This is a genomic window from Simiduia litorea, assembly GCF_042853465.1.
GTDB lineage: Bacteria > Pseudomonadota > Gammaproteobacteria > Pseudomonadales > Cellvibrionaceae > Simiduia > Simiduia litorea.
The window spans coordinates 2,249,693-2,270,853 of sequence record NZ_AP031497.1; the positions used below are offsets into that span (position 1 = coordinate 2,249,693).

Sequence of the window (21,161 nt, forward strand, 5' to 3'; positions counted from 1 at the left end):
CTATTTAGTAGCATTAAAAGTAAAATTAGATTGTGTAGAAAAATCCACCACAGAAGACAACATCAAATCTGGAGTATATTCTTTTAATCTTTCTTCAGACATAAACCCCGTTAGTACAGCACAAGTGGAAACACCTAACTCTCGTCCAACAAGAACATCTTTTCCCATATCTCCAATAATCCAATCTTGGGCACTAAGAACACCAACCTCCGAGCGAATCAATTCTGCTTTTGATTTGACCTGTTGAGTTACTAGTATTTTAATAAAAACGTCGTGTAAACCTAACAATTTGAGCTGATCAACCGTTCTACCGTGATACTGTCTCGCAGTACATAAATACAGATCTGCTCGTGCATGCGCAGCCTCCAAAAAACCTACCACGCCGGGAATTGGTTTATCCAACGCAAGATAAGTCTCGCTTTCAATTAAATCCATCCAAGCGGACAAAAAATTATCCAGCTCAAACTTTGAACATCCTAGCTCATCGCTTAATATGTTTAGGTTAGACATTCCAGAAAATTTACGCTGCCAATATTCGGAAAATGTTAATGAAACCCGAGGAGCCAAAAAACAAAAAAGTGCATAAAGCCTTAGCTTTGAATCGATTAACGTGCCATCTAGATCAAATATTATTTTCATACAACGCTTTCATATATTTGTATTCCGTAGTCAACCCTACAATCAGATCGGACTCAGATGTTAGCAAAGTGGAAAATAACAAACTATTATCAAAAACAATACTTCTGCACTCTCGATTAGCATTTTTAAAAGTGATTTCGATATTCTTTCCACTAATTTTCACTAAAGAAACCACCAAATCTTTTATAGAAATTGAGTTTCCAGAAACCAAGTTAACAACATCCACGCCCAAATCGCTTTCAATCGAATTTGTGATTGCCTTTATTACATCATCTATATAGATAAAGCTGCGCAACTCTAACCCATCCCCCCATATTTCTACAGCACCACCTTTAATTATATTCGCTATTGTTATAGGAATAATTTTTCTATACGTCTCCTCTCCTGGACCATAAACATGACCAACTCTTAAGGTGTGGTAGGATATATTTCTTTCAGAAGCATAGGCCTTTATCATGTTTTCGCAATAGAGCTTAGAACAGCCATAGAGACTAATTGGAGCTACAGGCGATGCTTCCGATATTATTTCAGCAGGAGCATAAACATCCAAAGTGCTAAGATTTATTATTTTTCGTAAGCTCTTAAATGGCAATCGAAGCAATTGCTCTGTAAAATAAATATTATCGTTGCTTTGCTCGATAAGATTTCCTTCAGAAACCTCTTTCGGAGTGAAAGCTCCAGCGTGAATCACCACTTCAACCGATGAAACATCAATAGCTTCACAGTCAAACAGTCGGTATTGCTTGTAAACCAAACAATCGAAGCCGGGTACCACTTTAGAGGTAAGGAGACAGATAGCGTCCTTGCCGTAAGTTGCGACCAGCGCATCTAAAAGCCGCCCGCCGATATACCCTCCTGAACCGGTGAGAAGTATTTTCATAAAAATAAAATTTCAGTCCTAATCGTTTCAGCGGTCACTAACCTAGGTGCAACGTCCATCCCCCTAACCCATAATAATGAAGTATCTAATGGATTAACGAGATTTTCAGGTGTTGCATATTGCTGGTTAAGCGCAATAGACTTAAATATTTCTGGAAAGTTTATACCTGCTTCCGTAAAGAAACGTACCGTAGTAAAAAATCTTGAAATATTAATTTCCGTTGGATTAGGAACACCATTTTTGTCATACGCCATATCCACTCCGAAAATCCCATGAGGCTTACCAGATACCGCCATTACTGAGTTCATAGCTATTTCAGTAACAGCTTCATCACTAACAGTTGCACCCACTTTCGTAACACCTGTAACTCCAGATATAGCTCTATTACCGTGAGTCCACCCTTGCCGAGCTCTTGCTTGTGCAACAACAAGTTTCCCTTGATTCCAAATGGAGAGCCAAGTTACTGTTCTTGCAGTTAGCATTTCAGCGGCAACAAAATCACCCCATCCCGCATAGTGATCAATCCAAGCTTTTGCCAAAGAGAAATCGCTTGTTGGCAAAGCTCCTTTACCACCGCCTCCAATTGAACTAGCACGCAGCCAAATCTTTCCGTTATCATCAGCAAGCTCTTTGAAAGCCAATCTCAAATCTTTTACATTATTTATTTCGATATTTCTTGGCACTTTTACACCCGCATCAAGAAATGCGAGGTAGGATTTATGCTTATGCACACAAGTGTCTATCACACTATGTTCCGGCATAAACACCTTTGCTCCGGTTGAAATAATTTCATCTCTAATTAAAGATGCATGATATATTTCCAAATCATTTTGGAAGTGTACTAAGTCTGGCTTTTCCAAATTGAGAATTTTAAGAAGCGAGTCTTTGTACTCGGGCTCATTTGCGTAAGGGACGAAATATTTTTTTTTCGCCAAAGAAAGAATTAAATCCGTAGGCTCAGACCCCATCCCAATTACTTCATTGTTTGGGTTTTTCAACAAGGAATAAATAACACCTTCTGATGGAGCACCGCCTGCTCCTGCAATCAATATCTTAGCCATGCCTTACCTTCTCCAAAAATTCACCGTAGTTGCGAATGTAGTCCGCCTCATCATAAAAATCGCTTGCCAAAACTAACAAAACACAATCGCTGCTAAAGTCGTGCATCTCATGCCAAATCATATCACCTACATATAAACCATATTCTGGACTATCCAAAATAACATCAGCCTTACCCTTTGCATCATCCAAGATAAACCTGCACGACCCTTTGACACAGATGGCAACTTGCTCTAATTTTTTATGGGCATGAAAACCTCTTGGCGTACAAGCTTCGGCATCGTATATGTAATAGATCCGCTTAATATCAAAAGGGATGTTCTTATTCTCTTCAAGAGCAATAAGGGAGCCCCGTTCGTCACCTAAATTCTTGAAAAGAACTTGCTTAATCAAGCTCATGTTAAATCCGCCAATTCTAAAAGATATCTACCATAGCTATTGTTGCTCAATTGTTTACCAATACGCTTCAGGTCATCTTTCCCCAACCAACCATTATTAAGAGCAATTTCTTCTAGGCAGGCAATCTTATAACCCTGACGCTTTTCTATAGTTTCAACGAAGAGGCCTGCCTCCAGTAAACTTTCATGAGTGCCTGTATCGAGCCAAGCAAATCCACGACCAAGAATTTCGACATTCAAATCCCCACGATCCATATAAACTTGATTTATGCATGTTATCTCAAGCTCACCTCTACTGGATGGCGTAATTTGTTTTGCAATTCTTACTACATCATTGTCATAAAAATATAAACCCGTAACAGCGAAATGGGATTTGGGTTTTTTTGGTTTTTCTTCAATAGATATTACTCGCCTCTGCTCATCGAATTCAACCACACCGAACCGTTCCGGATCTTTGACTTGATAACCGAAGACAGTAGCACCGACATTTCGACCCACCGCAGTTTTAAGCATTGGACTGAAACCTTGGCCATAAAAAATATTATCACCTAGGACTAAGCAAACAGCGTCACGCCCTATAAAGTCTTCGCCAATAATAAATGCTTGCGCAAGGCCGTCCGGGCTTGGCTGTACAGCATAGCTAATGGCTATCCCAAATTCTGAACCATCACCAAGTAGGCGCCTATAGCCATCAATATCAGCAGGTGTACTAATCAATAAAATGTCACGAATACCCGCCAACATTAATACTGACAATGGATAATAGATCATCGGCTTGTCGTAAATAGGCAAAAGTTGCTTAGATACACCTTTAGTGATCGGATAGAGACGTGTGCCAGAACCTCCGGCGAGGATAATACCTTTCATGTAGTGTCCTTACTTACGCCTTAACGCCCAGGCGTTCGCGCTGATAACTACCATCTTGTACGTGATGGCACCAACTTAAGTTATTTAAATACCACTCAACAGTTTTCCGAATCCCTGACCCAAATGTTTCCATAGGAGTCCACCCAAGGTCGCGCTGAATCTTACTTGCGTCAATTGCATAACGTAAGTCATGGCCAGGCCTGTCTTGAACGTAAGTGATCAAAGATGCATGAGGGCAGTGCGGCGAATCAGGTCGCAATTCATCAAGAATTTTGCATAAAGTTTGCACAACTTCTATATTCTGCATCTCATTGTGCCCACCAATGTTATAGGTTTCTCCAATTTCACCTTTAGTAACAACGCCGTAAAGCGCACGCGCATGATCTTCAACATAAAGCCAATCACGGACTTGGTCACCTTTGCCATAGATAGGCAAAGATTTGCCTTCCAGTGCATTTAATATCACCAAAGGAATTAATTTTTCAGGAAAATGATAAGGACCATAGTTATTCGAACAATTAGTAATAACTGCTGGCAAACCGAATGTCCTATGCCAAGCCCTTACTAAATGATCGGAACTCGCCTTGCTCGCCGAATAAGGTGAGCTAGGCGCGTACGGAGTTGACTCGGTAAACAAGTCTTGAGGCCCCTCAAGATCTCCGTAAACTTCATCTGTAGAGATATGATGAAACCGAAATTGAGCCTTGCGAGCAACATCCATGCTCTGCCAATAACGTTTTGCCGTATCAAGCAAAACGTAAGTGCCTACAATATTTGTTTGGATAAAATCTGCCGGACCATCAATTGATCGATCTACATGACTCTCGGCTGCTAAATGCATTACAGCGTCAGGTTGATGACGCTCAAAAACTCGAGTTAGCTCAACCAGGTTACATATATCGACTTGCTCAAAAGCATAGCGATTAGATTTGGCTGCACCGTCAAGAGATTCTAAATTTCCCGCATAAGTTAACTTATCAACATTAACCACAGAATCATTGGTATTTTGAATAATATGCCGAATCACAGCAGATCCAATAAAGCCCGCGCCACCGGTGACTAAAATCTTCATGACTTACAACCTTAAAATATCTACTTTTAAAAACTATTATTTATCACATAAATAGTCTACGAACTAACGCTGAAAAAACACCCAACATCCCCCCAAATAGTGAACCTAAAATGACAATGAGCGAAAGCTTTGGTTTTACTCTATCTATATTACGAAATGGCGATGACTTGAATTGGGCGAGATACATACCGTCAGATGAATTTGAAACCGTCAAATTGTTAACATCTAAACGCTGCAGTCTAGCTATTTCCGCATTTAGTGCGGGGATTCGCTGATCTTTAAATGACGAGTCTTCACGCAATTTTAACGTTTCAATTTCAGCGGTTAAAAAACGAGCGCCGTAAAGATAGAGCGCATCATCTCTTTGCCCAACAGTAGATATCACAGTATCACCTTGAGCTTTACGGCTAGCTGCTAAAGTAGCGATTGACGCGGGCTCAATTAACTTAAGGCTTTGCGCTATCGATCTCGCCTCCTCAAGTTCACGCACTCTATTTTCTCGAATTTCGTTTAGCTCAAGCTTAATCGATTCAATTTCGTTTTTCTTACGTTCAACTTTTACACTTACTAAATCAACTAAGTTCTGAGAAAAGTTTCTTTGCTCAAACTCCAAAGCTTCCTTCAAAAATCCAGTAAGCAAAGATTCTGCATCAACTGCTGCCGGAAGAGTTGTTGATACACGTATAAAAAAGCCTTTACCTTCGTCCTTCTTTGGATCTGGCAACTCAACAGAAATACCATCTTTCAAAAAACGCCCAAATGCGGTTTTATCATCCACACCACCTTTAAAATAGACATCAAAAGCCTCTCTATTCTTTAAGAAAAACTCCTGCTGCATATCTCTACTGGTCAATGCCGAAAATATTGCGGCAACGTTATCTTCACGAGAGAGCTTGATTAGCTCCAAGCTATTTATTTTTTCAATTTGAGCCTCACTTGCCGTAACAAGCAAAGCTTCTGTTTTATAAAATGGGGTAGCCAACAACGCATAAGTGAGCGCTATTACGGAAAAAACACTTGTAACACCAATAATCATCCATTTTTCTACCCACAGACCTAAAATCAGTTCTTTTAGGTCTACTTCATCTTCACGAACAGCTGAGTAATGATCAGTTACGTGTTGAACAGCACCAGGCTGAGGCGTTTTAGGGTCTGTCATAAAAAAATCCAATTTCAATATTGTAAATTACGTCAACCGCTTACAGATAAAGGGAAAAGCGAATAAACCCTAAAAAATCTCATTCACACCCCAGTGAGGAAAATGCTTCCGCACCAGTGCATTCAATTCTTTTTCAAACTCGCTGTACTGCGCGGGTACTTGTAAAGCCGATTGCGCTTGAATCTGTGTCACCATGCCGGCGCCAACTGTGACGTTGGTTAGGCGATCTATCACGATGAAGGCACCTGTCGCACGATTATTCTCGTAAGGGTCTACTACAACGTGCTGACTTAGCTCTAGGTTGACGAGGGCAATGTCATTTAGAGCTAACTGCTCTGCGGCCTGTGGCTGCTGTGTATTCACATCGACTTTATGTTCGATGGTGCTTACATGACCAGACGTTGTTTTACTCGCGAACTTAAACAGGTACTCTTTTGACCTATCCAGTGCGCTTTCGCTCATCCATACCAAATGTGCCTCAAGTGCATTTGAGGCAACCACACAGTCGGTAGCCTTCACGAGCATGTCACCACGGCTGATATCAATTTCATCGCGCAAGGTGAGTGTGACGGATTGGTCGACAAAAGCCTCAGCTATTTCGCCATCAGCGGTGACAATCGCTTTCACCGTACTGGTTTTGCCACTCGGCAGGACTTTAATTTCATCGCCTACGGCAACAACACCGGATGCTAAAGTGCCACAGAACCCACGGAAATTAAGATTTGGACGGTTCACAAATTGAACAGGAAAACGGAAGTCGGAAAGGTTGCGGTCTTCCGCAATAGGTACCGTTTCCAATATTTCCATCAAGGTTTGACCTTGGTACCAATCGGCTTTGGCGCTGCGATCAACAACATTATCACCGTCGAGTGCCGACATCGGTACGTAATGAACATCTTGCATACCTAACTTTTGGGCGAGCAATTCGTAATCGGCTTTAATTTTTTCAAATACAGCCTCATCAAAATTCATCAAGTCCATTTTATTAATGGCGCAAACAATATGTTTTATGCCCAACAAAGAGGCGATATAACTGTGGCGGCGAGTTTGTGTTTGTACCCCGTAGCGAGCATCGATAAGAATAATGGCTAGGTCACAGGTGGATGCTCCGGTCACCATGTTACGGGTGTACTGTTCGTGGCCAGGGGTGTCGGCAATAATGAATTTGCGCTTATCCGTAGAAAAATAACGGTAGGCAACATCGATAGTGATGCCCTGCTCTCTTTCTGCCTGCAAGCCATCTACCAGTAACGCCAAGTCAATTTTTGCACCGGTAGTACCGTGCTTAGTAGAATCTTTTTCGATAGCAGCCAATTGATCTTCAAAAATCATTTTTGAGTCGTGCAGCAAGCGACCAATTAAGGTGGACTTTCCATCATCAACACTGCCGCAGGTTAAAAAACGCAGCATTTCTTTGTTTTCGTGCTGAGATAGGTAGGCGCTGATGTCTGATTCGATGAGAGTAGACTGGTGGGACATAAAATAAGTTTACAGCTTACAGTTTACTGTTTACAGGAAAGGCTTGATCCTTGCGGATCTTAAAAGCATCCTTGTAATTGTAACCTTTGCTGCACCTCCGAAATGGTTGTTAAATTATTTGGCTAAACTAAGAGCAGTTGATAATGTTTTAAACATCCGCCTTTTTACCGATGTTACTAACCTTAGGTTTTGAATTTCTGCTTTTCCTGTACGCTGTTAACTTCTCTTCCTGTCAACTTCCTTATTCAATCAAATTTTTTGGCAAGCGATGCGATCATTGCAGCGATTTCACTTGCTTCTTGTTGCCAATGCTTACCCACATCACTTGGTATATATTCGATTTTTCGTCCAATATAGGTCTGCGACAGAAACTCTGCGGCTGAACCTTTTGCAATATTTAAGAAACGTTGCTTTTCTCTATTACTATCTCGTTCCCATCCTTCAGCGATATTGCTGGAAATGGATAAACAAGAGCGCGTAATTTGATCTTTAAAACCGAAATCTTTAAGCTCTGCAAGTTCTGTATAAACCTGCGACGCCAAAGCGGCGCTTCGCTTCCAAACATCCAATGTTTCAAATTTCATAGAAAATCCTTTTCTATTATTAATCTTATTTTGAAACCAAGGCGCTTAGCTCTTCCTGTAAGCTGTAAGCTCCTTTTCCTGTCAGCTCTTTTAACGCTCCGCGTTAAAAGTACCCCTCCTGCTTTTTCTTTTCCATGCTGCCAGAGCTATCGTTGTCGATCACGCGCCCTTGGCGCTCGCTGGTTTTGGTGAGCAACATCTCTTGGATAATTTCTGGCAGTGTTGTCGCTTCAGACTCAACTGCACCAGTTAACGGGTAACAGCCGAGGGTACGGAAGCGGACCATTTTTTCTTCAATTTTTTCATCTGGACCGATGGGCATACGGTCGTCGTCGACCATTATCAATACGCCATCTTTTTTAACAACAGGACGCTTGGCCGCGAAGTACAAGGGCACAATAGGAATACCTTCCAAATGGATGTACTGCCAAATATCGAGTTCAGTCCAATTGGACAAAGGAAACACGCGAATACTTTCGCCTTTATCGACGCGACTGTTATAAATATTCCACAGCTCAGGGCGTTGATTTTTTGGGTCCCAGCGATGGTTTTTATCACGGAAGGAATATACGCGCTCTTTGGCGCGCGATTTTTCTTCATCGCGACGCGCACCGCCGAAAGCCGCATCAAAACCGTATTTATTCAGGGCTTGTTTTAACCCCTGGGTTTTCATGATATCGGTATGCTTGGCACTACCGTGGGTGAAAGGACCAACACCCTGCTTCACACCCTCTTCGTTAATGTGGACAATCAGATCCCAGCCTAAGTCCTTAATGAGCTTGTCGCGAAACGCAATCATTTCCTTGAATTTCCACGTGGTATCCACGTGCATCATAGGGAACGGTGGCTTGCCTGGATAAAAGGCCTTCATGGTTAAATGCATCATCACCGCTGAGTCTTTGCCCACTGAATAGAGCATCACTGGGTTGTCAAACTCAGCGGCGACTTCACGAATAATATGGATACTTTCAGCTTCTAATTGCTGGAGATGTGTTAACTGGTATTGGGAGGTCATGATATTGGCTATGTTATCCGCTTTCCGTGCACCCTAGATCCGTGATGACATCGTTGTCACCCGAACTGGGAGTGTGTCAAAAATGTGGCAGGATTATACGTAAAATCAGGAAGTTAGTCTCTAATCCGCCAGATATATTTAGGAATAAGGGTATGACTGAAGAGTAGCTGACAGGACAAGGAGCTTACAGGGTACAGGAAAGGCATAAGAGCAGCTAACAGGACAAGGAGTTTACAGGGTACAGGAAAAGCCAGCGCTGAAGAGCTGAGGTTAGCAATGGGCGGCTTAGTGAAACAGGAAGGCAGCATAAACCAAGCCGTATTTGAAAGCAGTCGCCCCACCACCTGGCGCTTTTGCCTTTCCTGTAAGCTCCTTGTCATGTCAACTATAAGCTGCCCTAAAACTCCCTATCCAGCCAATTGTAAGCTGCCCTCAAATCTCCTCAAGGATGGCCTGCAGCGCAGCAGCCGGGTTTGCAGCTTGGGTGATCGGCCTACCGATCACCATATAATCCACGCCCTTTTTAACCGCCTCAGCGGGGGTTAGGATTCGGCGCTGGTCATCGGCGGCGCTATTAGCCGGCCTTATACCAGGGGTTACTAGCTGAAACAACGGGCCCTGTGAGCCTCGTAGCATTCCCGCTTCCTGCGCTGAGCAGACCACACCGTCTAACCCGGCGTCTTTAGCCAAGGTGGCAAGGCGTAGTACCTGCCCCTCTATTGAACAATCCAAGCCGACATCAGCCAGCTCACCCTCAGCGGTAGAGGTTAGCACGGTCACCCCAATCAGCAGCGGCGCATCAGTGCCGAAAGCTGCCAAAGACGCTTTAGCCGCCTCCATCATCCGGCGGCCACCGGAGGCATGAACATTCACCATCCAAACACCCATGTCTGCCGCCACAGCCACGGCCTTGGCTACCGTATTGGGTATATCGTGAAACTTCAGATCTAAAAACACGTCAAAACCGCGGCTTGTTAGTGCCCTTACCAGCGAAGGCCCCTCGGCCGTAAATAACTCTTTACCCACCTTGGCCCGACAAAGTACTGGATCTAAGCGGTCCGCCATGGCAAGTGCAGCGGCAGCGTTAGGAAAATCAAGCGCGACAATAACAGGAGACTTTGATGGCATGGGCATGGCTCTGGCAGAATTTCGGCGATGGTAAGGAATGAGGCGGCAAGCTGCAACCCTAAAGCGTAGTGTATCGCCAAGCGCTAACCGGGAAAATACGCTGAATGACCAGTCTCAGCAAAGCCTTTTGAAGCTAAGAATTCAGCAATTAACTGATATTGCTGGGTGGGATGTAGGTAGATCGCTAGGACGACAACCGACAGCTCAACGTGACTGGGCACAATGCGCCGCTTCTGCTATCGATGCCCATTTCTTCACCTACACTATTAGGCACTGACCTTTTATCTCGCAGGAAAACAGGCTCCATGAATTTCGATCAGCTTAAATTACTGCCTGGCACCAACTTACAGCTAGAGTTCCACCAAGCGAGTTCCCACCTAAAGCGAGCCTCAAACCTCATTGGCTATGTACCAAATCAATGCATCATCGTCTCTATGCCGCCGCTAATCGATGAGTCAAGACCGATGCAAGTAGGTGAGCTCGTCGATGTAACCCTCTATTCCGACGAGTTGAACTGTTCGATCCTGTTTAGTGTACAAGTACTTAGTTTAATCGATAAACCTCTTGCCCATGTGTACCTAGGCTTTCCAGTTTTTATTGCTAAAGACGAAGCCCGCAAAGCGCAGCGTGTTGCCACGTCTTTGATAGCGACCATTAAGTCCAGCTCAAAATCTTTAGCCGGAAAGATAATCGACTTAAGTATATCTGGCTGCAAACTCACCGCTAAGGACGTCATAGGGCAAGCAGACACTAAACTCCTACTTGTCACGAAGCTATCCATCGATGGCTCGGACAAAATCATTCAGCTAAAAGGAACAATTAAAAGCCAATTGGCAATTCAACGAGCAGATGGAGAGTTTTACGAATACGGGATTTCTTTTAATGAAATAACCAGCGAACAAAAGGGAAACATAGAGCACTATATTAATAACATTTAGAGTACCTCACGCTGCAGCCAAACACCAAAAACTACGAGCACCCATTGTTTGCGGGATGCAGCAAATTAAAGCGCATTAACTCAGCAGCTAAAGGGCGGGGCTGATTGAAAACAAACCGCTGCCGTATCTTTTTCGGACAATAGAGGAACTTGATTTATGGCAAGAGGCCACTGGATTGCCACATCTGAATCATCCCAACGAATGGCAACCTCACTTTCAGGATGGTAATAATTGGTACATTGATAACTGAGGTCCGCGTACTCCGAAAGGACTAAATAACCATGGGCAAAGCCCTCCGGCACCCACAACAACTGCTTATTTTTAGCCGACAAAGTAACACCCATCCAGCACCCAAAAGTGGTTGAGGCCTGCCTTAGATCAACAACCACATCAAAGACCTCCCCCTCGGTGACGCGAATCAACTTTCCCTGAGGCTGCACGAGCTGATAATGCATTCCCCTCAACACCCCCCTCTTAGAGCGAGCAATGTTTTCCTGCACGAAAGTTACGTCGGCCACACGACTCCGAAACCAGTTTTCGCGAAAAACCTCCATAAAGAAGCCCCGTTCATCATGGTGCACAACCGGCTCCAAAATTTTGACCGAAGGAATATGAGTTTCGATGATTTTCATAATTTAAAGCAGCTTATAGGAGAAGGGCTGGACAAGCGTCGTTAGCGCAAGAATAGGTCAAGCGGACCTAACCTAATGAATTCCATTTTGCTTTGGCCCTCAAGCGCATTATTCTGTAGGTTGATCTTAACTCTCCATGCACACAGCGCGCCTATACGCCTTCCATGCCTTTTATCGGCTGGATAACGCCCCAGGTTTTACAACCGGGACACAACCAATGCATTTGCTTGCCGGTAAACCCACACTGATGACAGCGAAAATTCGGTAACTTGGAAAACTTTTCACTAATCGCGGTTAAAGGTAAAGCTATGGATTCTAATAAAGGCGAATCAGTACCGAACTGTTTTAGATAGTAATCCAATAAACGCAAGCTTGGCTTGTCAGTAAGCGCTGTGATTACAATGTGTGCTTTCTCCGCAGTCGTTCTGTTTGGCTCCAGCACCAGCTCCTCCAGCAAAAAAGCCGACATGCCGGTTTGAACCCAAGCCTTGCGTAAAAGCTGCAGCACCACAGGCCTTTGAGCTTCGTTTTTTGCCAGCGCCGACAACAGTGGCAACCCGACATAGAGATAATCACCGGCGAATGCTGCTAGCGACTCCAACTCGTGAATGGCCTCGCGATAATTACCGCTTAGCACTTCAATTTCCGCGGCTAGCAAAAAGCACCTTGGCGACTTTTTTTGCTGGCTACGAGCTTGTTTGAGTAGCTTTCTCGCCGAGGTTAAATCCCCGAGTGCAATTTTTTGCGTCGCCAACTCACAGTAGAAATGCGACTGCATTTGCAGCCACGCATCAGAGATCTTTGAAAACCACTTACTGTTTAATTTATCAACTAGATCGATGGCGCTCTGCCACTCTCGCTCATCCTGATATATCTCCACCAACAAGCCAGCAATCTTCTGCTTATCTTCGTCCTTATCGTCCATGAGCTCGACCAATAATCGCTCCGCTCTGTCTAACAGACCCGCCTGAGAGAAATCTTGAGCTAACTCTAGCTGCGCTAAGCGCTGCTGCGCTTTATTCAAACTGGGACGAGAAATTAAATTTTGGTGAACCCGAATAGCTCTGCTTATCTCACCCTTGCGGCGCAGGAGGTTACCTACCGCCAAGTGCGTGTCTAATGTAGCAGGCGATACATCGAGGCGGTGTATAAATTGATCAAGCCCTGCATCTGGCTCGTCTCGGAGTATATATCCCAGACTTTTTAGAAGATCTTGCTCGCTTTCAAGTTGCTCGGGCTCATCATCTTGGCCAGCATTGCGCTGGTAGATACCCATAACATAGCCACACAATATGGCTATCAAAAGCAGTAAAAAAAAACCCGCCGTGGACATACCTAGTTAACACCCGAGCGTATGGACAACTCCCGCTGCTTGGCTTGCTTACGCAACAATTTATTCTGAAGGCGGACTTTATATAAACCGAATTGGGCAACCAACAAGCCAATGCAAAAGCCCATCATCAAGGTGGAAAGCAGCAAAACGCCGATTGGAAACTCTGGCGACCATATGCCAAAAAAATGCAGTTCTTGATTAGCTTGATTATCCCAGCCAAACCAAGCGCCAATAATAATCGCGAGAATAAGCAGAAACAATGTGATTAAGCGCTTAAAGGCATTCATAACTATGGATATTCGTGAAGACTAAGATTTACCCGGTCGCGCATTTCTTTACCCGGCTTGAAGTGTGGTACATATTTACCTTCCAATTCCACTGCATCACCTGTTTTGGGGTTGCGCCCAATGCGGGGCTCCCTGTAATGCAGCGAAAAACTACCGAAACCCCGAATTTCAATGCGCGCCCCTACAGCCAACACCTCTGACATGAAATCCAACAGTAACTTAACGGTTAATTCTACGTCCTTTGCTGACAACTGGTCTTGCCGCTGAGCAATCCGCTCAATAAGCTCCGACTTGGTCATGTTTGACTCCTGAAGGGTACTTTGCCATACCTTTACTGAAACATAAGCGCAATAATTCGCCATATTTCAAGCACATAGCCTATTTTTACACCAGCAGAACAGAAATCGCAACTGATTACGGTGATAACTTACTGTTTTTATTAGAAAAAGGGATTAATTAGAGTTGCTAGAGGCTAGTTTCTAGTCGCTAGAAAGATCAAAAGCAGGCAGCACATTACAGCTAGTGACTAGTTGAGAGCAGAAGCAGGAGGTTAGCCGCTAGCAAGCCCCGCTCTTGCTTTTGACTTTTCTAGAAACTAGAGACTCGCAACTAGAAACTCGCATCAAAAAAAAGGCCGCAATTAAGCGGCCTTTTTTAAAACGCGTAAGCTTTCGCTTATTTGTCTTGGCTTTGCATCTGCGCTTTGATCAAGTCACCGATGGTGGCCGGGCCAGAAGCTGGTGCATCAGACTGCTTGCTGCTGTGCTCTTTGATCGCTGCCTTTTCTTCTTCAACGTCTTTCGACTTGATAGACAGGTTAATCACGCGGTTCTTACGATCCACGTTAATGATCTTAGCTTCAACAGTTTCGCCTTCTTTCAGCACGTTGCGCGCATCTTCTACCTTGTCGCGGCTGATTTCAGACGCTTTCAAAGTTGCTTCAACGTCAGCGGCCAATACAATCACGGCGCCTTTTGCATCAACTTCTTTAACGGTACCGGTAACAATGGTGCCCTTATCGTTTTCAGCCACAAACTCGCTGAAAGGATCTTGATCCAATTGTTTGATACCTAAAGAGATACGCTCGCGCTCTGGGTCGATAGCCAAAATAACGGTTTCCAGCTCGTCGCCTTTCTTGTACTTACGCACGGCTTCTTCGCCAGCTTCGTTCCAAGAAATATCAGACAAGTGAACCAGACCGTCGATGCCGCCATCCAGACCAATGAAAATACCGAAGTCAGTGATTGACTTGATTTTGCCAGAGATCTTGTCGTTCTTAGCGAACAGACGACCAAATGCATCCCATGGGTTTTCTTGACACTGCTTGATACCCAAGGAGATACGACGACGCTCCTCATCGATGTCCAGAACCATCACTTCCACTTCGTCGCCAACGTTAACAACTTTTGACGGGTGGATGTTCTTGTTGGTCCAATCCATTTCAGAAACGTGCACCAAACCTTCTACACCCTCTTCCAACTCGGCAAAGCAGCCGTAATCGGTAAGATTGGTAACCACGGCCTTAACCTTGGCACCTTCTGGGTAACGGTTGGTGATAGCGGCCCATGGATCTTCGCCCAACTGCTTCAGGCCTAAAGAAACGCGGTTGCGCTCGCGGTCGAACTTCAACACTTTAACGTCGATTTCATCGCCAACGGCAACGATTTCGCTTGGGTGCTTAATGCGCTTCCAAGCCATATCGGTGATGTGCAACAGGCCGTCTACACCGCCCAAATCTACGAAAGCACCGTAGTCGGTCAGGTTCTTAACGATACCTTTAACAGCCATACCTTCTTGCAGGCTTGCCAACAGCTCTTCGCGCTCGGCCGAGTTTGCTTGCTCAAGTACGGCACGACGAGAAACCACAACGTTGTTGCGCTTCTGGTCTAGCTTGATAACTTTAAATTCCAGCTCTTTGCCTTCGAGGTGAGCGGTTTCGCGCACGGGGCGAACGTCAACCAACGAACCCGGCAAGAAAGCACGGATGCTAGCAACATCAACGGTGAAACCACCCTTAACCTTGCCATTGATAACACCGATAACCACTTCATCAGCAGTATGAGCCGCTTCCAGCACTTTCCACGCTTCAGCGCGCTTGGCCTTCTCGCGAGACAGACGGGTTTCACCGAAACCATCTTCTACGGTTTCCAATGCAACCTGAACTTCGTCGCCGATGGACAGCGTCAGCTCACCGTTGTCATTGTAAAATTGTTCTGCGGGGATTACGCCTTCAGATTTCAGACCGGCATGTACTGTTACCCAGTCTTTGTCGATATCAATTACCACACCAGTAACGATAGTACCGGGGACCATATCAACGGATTTCAAACTTTCTTCAAAGAGTTCTGCAAAGCTTTCGCTCATGAGGCTACCTATATATACGACACGGCGACCGAGGATGCCCTTTGGGCTTGAGGGGTCTACCGCTGTACCGCAAAGCCAGTTATGCGGGCCGGTTAATAATTATGCTTAGGTGCTTTCTTTCTGGCAAAGCACCTAACCACCTAGTTATGCTGAACGTCACACAATGGCGGCGGCGAAACTAGCGCTTGTCGACAATCGCTAAAATCGCATCCTGCACTTCATCAATACCCATTTGGGAGCTGTCAATTATCACAGCGTCCTCTGCAGGCTTGAGGGGTGAGACCTGTCGATTCATATCCCGCGCATCACGCGCTTGTATGTCCTCCAGCAAGCGCGGGAGACTAACAGATTCCCCCTTTGCTTTCAACTGGTTATATCGCCTATTGGCGCGCTCTTCGGCGCTTGCCGTCAGGTAGATTTTAACCGGCGCAGCCGGAAACACAGCCGTCCCCATATCGCGACCATCGGCCACCAAGCCAGGCTCAACAGCGAAGGCCCTCTGTCGTGCCAACAGCGCATCCCGCACCGACTGAATCGCAGCCACCTTAGACGCCGCCAAGCCGATGCTTTCGGCCCGAATAGCGAGACTAACATCCTCGCCAGCCAACTGGGCTTTCACGCCACTTTCAGCAGGCAGAAACGAGATATCTAAATTCAGTGCAATGGCGGCTAGGGCCGAAGCATCATCAAGCGCAACATCCGCACGGGTCGCCACCAATGCAACCAAACGATACAGCGCGCCGCTATCGAGCAACCGCAGGCCCAATGTCTGGGCAATGCGCTGACTCACGGTACCTTTGCCCGAGCCGCTAGGACCATCAATTGTGATAACTAAAGGATTCAACATACACCACACTCATCCAAAACGTGCGGCATTGTATCAGCTTCAAGGAGAGGTGTTTACAGCGAGGGAGGTCTAACCAAAAAAAGCGATTCTATTGGACAGATGCCAGAGAAGCAGCCGTCACATCTTGTACTGGCTATGGCTCCTTGCCCGCCCCGCCAACATCTGTCCAATAGAATCGCCAAACCGAGAAACAATTACTTAAGGGAAATAGCCGCCCTGTTTTTTTCAATAGTGGCGGCACCAATACCCTTCACTTCAGCCAGCTGATCAACGGTAATGAACTTACCTACTTTTGCCCGATACTCGACAATAGCTTTAGCTTTTGACATGCCAACCCCCTTTAGCTTTTGTGCCAACTCCTCCGCCGAAGCAGTATTGATATTGACCAAAGCCGTTTGCGTCGCGATAACTTTTGCATCTGCAGACGCATAAGTAAGCGACGAAAAGGAACCAAAAAAAGAAAGCAACAGGATGAGCGCGAACATTGGAATGCGTTGAATACGCATAGGACACCTCCTTGTGAATTGATTAAAATTACTGGTCACTCCAGTAACGCTTTGAATACTAGCCTCTTAAAATAGATTTAACATGTAGCTTTTAACGGAAAGTTTTGTGTGACATTTCCTACGTCAAATGTACCAATTGTAAGCTCTGGCAACGAAGTCAATCAAAACAAAAACAGTTGGTACCGGTGCGCTGAAAACTCTGTCATCTGAATAATCAACCGAATAACTATTCATAAAAAGACAGCATGAATCTACTTACGACTGGTTACCCAAACCAATAGTTAAAGCCTCACCACGAAGCAGTAATGAATAAACCTAAAATTAATCTGCATACCACTCCTCACGTTGGACTGCCTATTATTTGCACCAAAATAGCCTTGATAATAAAACCCAGCAAACACAACCCCAGCACAATGAATAAAATGGCCGTGCCGAACTTACCGGCTTTGGACTCTTTAGCAAGATCCCAAACAATAAACAACATGAAGGCAATCAGAGCCCCCACGCCAAGATAAAGTGACAGGGAGTCAAATAAATCAGCATCCATCAAAAACTCCAGAACCTTATAATCATTAACCCTTCGCGCATAAAAAAAGCCTGGGCATGCCCAAGCTTTTTTTATCGAAACTTAACTATTAAGCCTCATTTGTATGGTCGGAACGGCGGGATTTGAACCCACGACCCCTACACCCCCAGTATAGTGCGCTACCAAACTGCGCTACGCTCCGAATTCAGTAAATCCTTGATTTGCAATAACTTTAATTGCAGAGCAAGAGAATCTGAGAGGCGGCATAATACCGCTTCTAACCAAGATTGCAAGCGCTTTAGGGCTTTAGGACAAGGAGTAACTCTTCGAGCTCAGCGATCATCTGCTTAATGATCTGACTGAACTGCACATCATCTGACGGCACGGGGGCTACATCCCCGGTCATCTGCTGGCGAGCGCCGCCAATAGTAAAACCTTGATCGTACAGTAATGATCGAATCTGACGAATGGTGAGCACATCATCGCGCTGATAATAGCGACGATTACCACGTCTTTTGACAGGGTTTAGCTGAGGAAATTCCTGCTCCCAATAGCGCAGCACATGTGGTTTTACCGCACACAGCTCACTGACTTCACCAATGGTAAAGTAACGCTTACCCGGGATTACCGGCAGTTCATCGTTATTACTTGGTTCGAGCATGTTCCTCTACTCTTGCCTTCAGCTTCTGACCTGGTCTAAATGTGACCACGCGGCGGGCGGTAATGGGAATTTCTTCACCAGTTTTTGGGTTGCGGCCGGGGCGCTGGCTTTTGTCGCGCAAGTCGAAGTTGCCGAAACCGGACAACTTCACCTGTTCATTGGTTTCTAAGGCGTGGCGTATCTCTTCAAAGAAGGACTCTACCAACTCCTTAGCCTCGCGCTTGTTTAAGCCCAGCTCTTCGTACAGTTTTTCGGCCAGATCAGCTTTCGTTAAAGCTCCGTCTGACATCTGAAGTCCCCTTTTGCTGTGCCCTTTTACCTCAAGGTCGCGTTAAATGTGGATTCCAAAGCCGCCATGACAGCAGCGATAGAAGCATTAATTTCATCGTCGTTAAGAGTGCGGGATGGATGCTGATACGTCAAGCCCAGACCCACACTTTTTCTTTGTGGATCAATACCTTTGCCGCTATATACGTCAAACACCTTTAACTTAGTTAGCGCGTCACCTGCGCTTGATTTAACGCAGTCTAGCAAGGTTTTAGCCGCCAAATCCCTATCGACCAAGACCGCGAGATCGCGTCGAACCTCAGGAAATTTAGACAAAGGTGCAAAGTTTGGCATGTCGCCAGCCAACAAGGGCGCTAACTGAAGCTCAAAAACATAGACCGCTTGATCCAAGTCCAGCGCTTTAAGTGTACTCGGGTGCAATGCGCCAATAATGCCGACCACCTCGCCATTCTTTAAAATCCTAGCGGTTTGACCTGGATGAAGGGCTGAATGACTTGCGGCTTCAAAACTGTAGTTGTCAGCTGCACCAGACGCCTCGAGCAAGCACTCTACATCGCCCTTCAAGTCGAAAAAGTCGACCTTGTCTTTACTGTTTGCCCAACCTTCAGGCGCCCTTTCGCCGTAAATCAACCCCGCCACCATAGGCTCTTGCGCCAAGCCAGCCGGGCCCTTGCCGCCCGGCACGAAGGTCTGGCCCGACTCAAAAATGCGTACCCGCGACTGCTGCCGATTCACATTGTGTACCAAGGTAGTGACCAAGCCGGGCAGTAAACTGGTGCGCATAACACTCATATCTGCACTGATAGGATTCATCAAGGTGGCGGCTACAGTATCGGGATCGAATAGCTTATGTAACTTCGGCTCGATAAAACTGTAGGTGATGGCCTCTTGGTAGCCGCGCGAAATAAGCTGCTGCTGAACCAAGCTCAGAGGCGTCACCAACTCCGCCTGCGGTAGAATTGGCAAATCGGCCTTCAAGCTGGTTACCGGCAAATTGTTATAGCCATAGATGCGCGCCAACTCCTCCAGCAAATCGGCTTCAATACTGATGTCGAACCGATGACTAGGTACCTGAAAGGTCCAATCTTCGTCCGTATTAGAAACCAACGCCAGCCCCAAACGGTTAAGAATGTCGAGCACGCGCGCATCGTCAATTGCAAAGCCCAAGCCCTCTTCAATCCGAGCACGGCGCAAAGTTACCTTTGACTGCGCGGGTAAACTGTCTGAGCGCGTCTTCTCAACAACAGGACCAGCCTCGCCACCCACAATTGCAAGCAAAAGCTCGGTAGCGCGCTCTAAAGCAGATTGTTGTAAAGCCGAATCGACACCGCGTTCAAAACGGTGAGATGAGTCTGTATGCAAACCGTAAGCACGCGCTTTACCCGCTATCATAGTGGGCGCAAAAAACGCACTCTCCAAGAGAATATCAGTCGTGTCATCGCTGACTGCCGATGCGTCACCACCCATGATGCCAGCCATGGCCAATGAGCTAGAGTGATCAGCGATCACCAAGGTGTCACTGTTTAACTTAACCGTTTGACCGTCAAGCAGCTTCAACGGCTCATCTTGCTTTGCCATGCGTACAAGAATACCACCATCCAGCTTTGACAGATCGAAAGCATGCATTGGCTGGCCCAGCTCTAGCAGCACATAATTCGTCACATCCACCACAGCATCAATGCTACGCAAACCAGACCGGCGCAACCGCTCCTGCATCCAAAGCGGTGTCGGTTTTTTAATATCGATATTACGAATTACACGGCAGGTGTAACGGCCGCAACCTTCGGCTTCAATGGTAACCGGTAGCACATCGGGTCTATTGGCAGCGACCGGGTTGATTGCCACAGGTGATACAGCCAACTCATTCAGCACACCCACTTCGCGCGCAATGCCCGCTAAGCCTAAACAGTCGGCCCGGTTAGGGGTTAGATCAACCTCGATGATTCTGTCATTGAGCGACAAGTAATCGCGCAAATCCTTCCCTACTGGCGCATCCAATGGCAATTCCCACAAACCGTCGTCGTCATCTCCCGCCTGCAATTCAGTTTGCGCACAAAGCATGCCAAAAGATTCAACACCACGGAGCTTAGCCTTCTTAATTTTAAAGTCTCCAGGCAACTGAGCTCCAACGGTGGCGAACGGAACTTTTATACCAACCCGCGCATTAGGTGCACCGCACACCACTTGTGTTAATTCATCACCTAGACCTGCCACCTTACAAACGCGTAACTTATCGGCATCAGGGTGCTGCTCGATGGCGACAATTTCACCAACCACCACGCCAGAAAACTCACCGGCAACAGCCTCTATGCCGTCAATCTCCAAACCGGCCATGGTTAACTGATCACAAAGGGCTTGCGTGGAAACTGAAGGGTTAACCCATTCGCGCAACCAGGATTCACTGATTTTCATAATGCAATTTTTCCATTTTCGAAGTTGAACTCTCGGCTCAACCACATAAAAATTTTCTGTGTCTTTCAAAAAACCCTGAGCATCAAA

General features: G+C 45.8%; 23 protein-coding genes and 1 tRNA gene. 1 reads left to right on the forward strand and 23 read right to left on the reverse strand.

What is annotated here, in order from left to right; all coding sequences use genetic code 11:
* The 11 genes from ACGHTT_RS10010 to pyrF form a co-directional block, all read right to left on the reverse strand.
* On the reverse strand, positions 1-639 hold the full coding sequence (locus ACGHTT_RS10010; protein ID WP_390590344.1) for an HAD family hydrolase: 639 nt from the start codon (positions 637-639) through the stop codon (positions 1-3).
* Positions 623-1,519 (reverse strand): NAD-dependent epimerase/dehydratase family protein, encoded by an 897-nt coding sequence (locus tag ACGHTT_RS10015; RefSeq protein ID WP_390590345.1) that lies wholly within the window; start codon positions 1,517-1,519, stop codon positions 623-625. The genes ACGHTT_RS10010 and ACGHTT_RS10015 overlap by 17 nt, the downstream gene beginning before the upstream one ends.
* Positions 1,516-2,580 (reverse strand): hypothetical protein, encoded by a 1,065-nt coding sequence (locus ACGHTT_RS10020; protein ID WP_390590346.1) that lies wholly within the window; start codon positions 2,578-2,580, stop codon positions 1,516-1,518. Before ACGHTT_RS10020 ends, ACGHTT_RS10015 begins: the two co-directional genes overlap by 4 nt.
* Positions 2,573-2,977, reverse strand: coding sequence for a sugar 3,4-ketoisomerase (locus tag ACGHTT_RS10025; RefSeq protein ID WP_390590347.1), 405 nt, complete (start codon positions 2,975-2,977; stop codon positions 2,573-2,575). Before ACGHTT_RS10025 ends, ACGHTT_RS10020 begins: the two co-directional genes overlap by 8 nt.
* Complete coding sequence (gene rfbA, locus ACGHTT_RS10030; protein ID WP_390590348.1) at positions 2,974-3,843, reverse strand: glucose-1-phosphate thymidylyltransferase RfbA; 870 nt, start codon at positions 3,841-3,843, stop codon at positions 2,974-2,976. Before rfbA ends, ACGHTT_RS10025 begins: the two co-directional genes overlap by 4 nt.
* A 13-nt stretch (positions 3,844-3,856) precedes the next feature.
* On the reverse strand, positions 3,857-4,915 hold the full coding sequence (rfbB, locus tag ACGHTT_RS10035) for a dTDP-glucose 4,6-dehydratase (RefSeq protein WP_390590349.1): 1,059 nt from the start codon (positions 4,913-4,915) through the stop codon (positions 3,857-3,859).
* Positions 4,916-4,958: 43 nt separating this feature from the next.
* Positions 4,959-6,074, reverse strand: a complete 1,116-nt coding sequence (locus ACGHTT_RS10040) for a Wzz/FepE/Etk N-terminal domain-containing protein (protein ID WP_390590350.1) — start codon at positions 6,072-6,074, stop codon at positions 4,959-4,961.
* A 69-nt stretch (positions 6,075-6,143) separates the two neighbouring features.
* Positions 6,144-7,553 carry a sulfate adenylyltransferase subunit CysN gene (gene cysN / locus ACGHTT_RS10045; RefSeq protein WP_390590351.1) on the reverse strand — a complete coding sequence of 470 codons (1,410 nt, stop codon included), beginning with the start codon at positions 7,551-7,553 and terminating at the stop codon, positions 6,144-6,146.
* A 245-nt stretch (positions 7,554-7,798) separates the two neighbouring features.
* Complete coding sequence (locus tag ACGHTT_RS10050; RefSeq protein WP_390590352.1) at positions 7,799-8,137, reverse strand: four helix bundle protein; 339 nt, start codon at positions 8,135-8,137, stop codon at positions 7,799-7,801.
* Positions 8,138-8,240: 103 nt separating this feature from the next.
* Positions 8,241-9,152 (reverse strand): sulfate adenylyltransferase subunit CysD, encoded by a 912-nt coding sequence (gene cysD, locus ACGHTT_RS10055; protein ID WP_390590353.1) that lies wholly within the window; start codon positions 9,150-9,152, stop codon positions 8,241-8,243.
* 432 nt (positions 9,153-9,584) lie between these two features.
* A complete protein-coding gene (pyrF, locus tag ACGHTT_RS10060) occupies positions 9,585-10,280 on the reverse strand; it encodes an orotidine-5'-phosphate decarboxylase (RefSeq protein WP_390590354.1) in 696 nt (231 codons plus the stop codon).
* Between the two features lie 305 nt (positions 10,281-10,585).
* Between pyrF and ACGHTT_RS10065 the strand changes: the two genes are divergently transcribed.
* Positions 10,586-11,218, forward strand: coding sequence for a flagellar brake protein (locus ACGHTT_RS10065; protein ID WP_390590355.1), 633 nt, complete (start codon positions 10,586-10,588; stop codon positions 11,216-11,218).
* Positions 11,219-11,298: 80 nt separating this feature from the next.
* On the opposite strand, the gene rfbC is transcribed toward ACGHTT_RS10065, so the two are convergent.
* From rfbC to pheT, 12 genes are all read right to left on the reverse strand, one after another.
* Positions 11,299-11,850, reverse strand: a complete 552-nt coding sequence (gene rfbC, locus ACGHTT_RS10070) for a dTDP-4-dehydrorhamnose 3,5-epimerase (RefSeq protein WP_390590356.1) — start codon at positions 11,848-11,850, stop codon at positions 11,299-11,301.
* A gap of 151 nt (positions 11,851-12,001) precedes the next feature.
* Positions 12,002-13,126, reverse strand: coding sequence for a tetratricopeptide repeat protein (locus ACGHTT_RS10075; protein WP_390590357.1), 1,125 nt, complete (start codon positions 13,124-13,126; stop codon positions 12,002-12,004).
* A 59-nt stretch (positions 13,127-13,185) separates the two neighbouring features.
* On the reverse strand, positions 13,186-13,470 hold the full coding sequence (locus tag ACGHTT_RS10080; RefSeq protein ID WP_390590358.1) for a LapA family protein: 285 nt from the start codon (positions 13,468-13,470) through the stop codon (positions 13,186-13,188).
* A 2-nt stretch (positions 13,471-13,472) separates the two neighbouring features.
* Entirely contained in the window at positions 13,473-13,832 is a 360-nt protein-coding gene (gene ihfB, locus ACGHTT_RS10085) for an integration host factor subunit beta (RefSeq protein ID WP_390590359.1), read from the reverse strand.
* Between the two features lie 313 nt (positions 13,833-14,145).
* Positions 14,146-15,834: a 30S ribosomal protein S1 gene (rpsA, locus tag ACGHTT_RS10090; protein WP_390590360.1), complete on the reverse strand. Its 1,689-nt coding sequence runs from the start codon at positions 15,832-15,834 to the stop codon at positions 14,146-14,148.
* Between the two features lie 178 nt (positions 15,835-16,012).
* Positions 16,013-16,681, reverse strand: a complete 669-nt coding sequence (gene cmk, locus ACGHTT_RS10095; RefSeq protein ID WP_390590361.1) for a (d)CMP kinase — start codon at positions 16,679-16,681, stop codon at positions 16,013-16,015.
* Between the two features lie 194 nt (positions 16,682-16,875).
* Entirely contained in the window at positions 16,876-17,187 is a 312-nt protein-coding gene (locus ACGHTT_RS10100) for a ComEA family DNA-binding protein (RefSeq protein ID WP_390590362.1), read from the reverse strand.
* Positions 17,188-17,527: 340 nt separating this feature from the next.
* Positions 17,528-17,734, reverse strand: coding sequence for a DUF2788 domain-containing protein (locus ACGHTT_RS10105; RefSeq protein WP_390590363.1), 207 nt, complete (start codon positions 17,732-17,734; stop codon positions 17,528-17,530).
* Positions 17,735-17,838: 104 nt separating this feature from the next.
* A tRNA-Pro gene (locus tag ACGHTT_RS10110) sits at positions 17,839-17,915 on the reverse strand.
* A 96-nt stretch (positions 17,916-18,011) separates the two neighbouring features.
* Positions 18,012-18,374 carry a MerR family transcriptional regulator gene (locus ACGHTT_RS10115; RefSeq protein ID WP_390590364.1) on the reverse strand — a complete coding sequence of 121 codons (363 nt, stop codon included), beginning with the start codon at positions 18,372-18,374 and terminating at the stop codon, positions 18,012-18,014.
* Positions 18,358-18,663, reverse strand: a complete 306-nt coding sequence (gene ihfA, locus ACGHTT_RS10120) for an integration host factor subunit alpha (protein WP_290263762.1) — start codon at positions 18,661-18,663, stop codon at positions 18,358-18,360. Before ihfA ends, ACGHTT_RS10115 begins: the two co-directional genes overlap by 17 nt.
* A 26-nt stretch (positions 18,664-18,689) precedes the next feature.
* Complete coding sequence (pheT, locus tag ACGHTT_RS10125; protein WP_390590365.1) at positions 18,690-21,074, reverse strand: phenylalanine--tRNA ligase subunit beta; 2,385 nt, start codon at positions 21,072-21,074, stop codon at positions 18,690-18,692.
* Between the last annotated feature and the right edge of the window lie 87 nt (positions 21,075-21,161).

What these genes read in the sequence shown, in the direction of transcription:
- pyrF (WP_390590354.1), bottom strand. Translation starts at nt 10,280, where the DNA reads ATGCCATCAAAGTCTCCTGTTATTGTCGCGCTTGATTTTCCTAACGCT.
- ACGHTT_RS10115 (WP_390590364.1), bottom strand. Translation starts at nt 18,374, where the DNA reads ATGCTCGAACCAAGTAATAACGATGAACTGCCGGTAATCCCGGGTAAG.
- cysD (WP_390590353.1), bottom strand. Translation starts at nt 9,152, where the DNA reads ATGACCTCCCAATACCAGTTAACACATCTCCAGCAATTAGAAGCTGAA.
- pheT (WP_390590365.1), bottom strand. Translation starts at nt 21,074, where the DNA reads ATGAAAATCAGTGAATCCTGGTTGCGCGAATGGGTTAACCCTTCAGTT.
- ACGHTT_RS10025 (WP_390590347.1), bottom strand. Translation starts at nt 2,977, where the DNA reads ATGAGCTTGATTAAGCAAGTTCTTTTCAAGAATTTAGGTGACGAACGG.
- ACGHTT_RS10105 (WP_390590363.1), bottom strand. Translation starts at nt 17,734, where the DNA reads ATGGATGCTGATTTATTTGACTCCCTGTCACTTTATCTTGGCGTGGGG.
- rfbB (WP_390590349.1), bottom strand. Translation starts at nt 4,915, where the DNA reads ATGAAGATTTTAGTCACCGGTGGCGCGGGCTTTATTGGATCTGCTGTG.
- ACGHTT_RS10100 (WP_390590362.1), bottom strand. Translation starts at nt 17,187, where the DNA reads ATGCGTATTCAACGCATTCCAATGTTCGCGCTCATCCTGTTGCTTTCT.
- ACGHTT_RS10010 (WP_390590344.1), bottom strand. Translation starts at nt 639, where the DNA reads ATGAAAATAATATTTGATCTAGATGGCACGTTAATCGATTCAAAGCTA.
- rpsA (WP_390590360.1), bottom strand. Translation starts at nt 15,834, where the DNA reads ATGAGCGAAAGCTTTGCAGAACTCTTTGAAGAAAGTTTGAAATCCGTT.
- rfbA (WP_390590348.1), bottom strand. Translation starts at nt 3,843, where the DNA reads ATGAAAGGTATTATCCTCGCCGGAGGTTCTGGCACACGTCTCTATCCG.
- ACGHTT_RS10065 (WP_390590355.1), top strand. Translation starts at nt 10,586, where the DNA reads ATGAATTTCGATCAGCTTAAATTACTGCCTGGCACCAACTTACAGCTA.
- ACGHTT_RS10015 (WP_390590345.1), bottom strand. Translation starts at nt 1,519, where the DNA reads ATGAAAATACTTCTCACCGGTTCAGGAGGGTATATCGGCGGGCGGCTT.
- cysN (WP_390590351.1), bottom strand. Translation starts at nt 7,553, where the DNA reads ATGTCCCACCAGTCTACTCTCATCGAATCAGACATCAGCGCCTACCTA.
- ihfA (WP_290263762.1), bottom strand. Translation starts at nt 18,663, where the DNA reads ATGTCAGACGGAGCTTTAACGAAAGCTGATCTGGCCGAAAAACTGTAC.
- cmk (WP_390590361.1), bottom strand. Translation starts at nt 16,681, where the DNA reads ATGTTGAATCCTTTAGTTATCACAATTGATGGTCCTAGCGGCTCGGGC.
- ACGHTT_RS10020 (WP_390590346.1), bottom strand. Translation starts at nt 2,580, where the DNA reads ATGGCTAAGATATTGATTGCAGGAGCAGGCGGTGCTCCATCAGAAGGT.
- rfbC (WP_390590356.1), bottom strand. Translation starts at nt 11,850, where the DNA reads ATGAAAATCATCGAAACTCATATTCCTTCGGTCAAAATTTTGGAGCCG.
- ihfB (WP_390590359.1), bottom strand. Translation starts at nt 13,832, where the DNA reads ATGGCGAATTATTGCGCTTATGTTTCAGTAAAGGTATGGCAAAGTACC.
- ACGHTT_RS10075 (WP_390590357.1), bottom strand. Translation starts at nt 13,126, where the DNA reads ATGGGTATCTACCAGCGCAATGCTGGCCAAGATGATGAGCCCGAGCAA.
- ACGHTT_RS10080 (WP_390590358.1), bottom strand. Translation starts at nt 13,470, where the DNA reads ATGAATGCCTTTAAGCGCTTAATCACATTGTTTCTGCTTATTCTCGCG.
- ACGHTT_RS10040 (WP_390590350.1), bottom strand. Translation starts at nt 6,074, where the DNA reads ATGACAGACCCTAAAACGCCTCAGCCTGGTGCTGTTCAACACGTAACT.
- ACGHTT_RS10050 (WP_390590352.1), bottom strand. Translation starts at nt 8,137, where the DNA reads ATGAAATTTGAAACATTGGATGTTTGGAAGCGAAGCGCCGCTTTGGCG.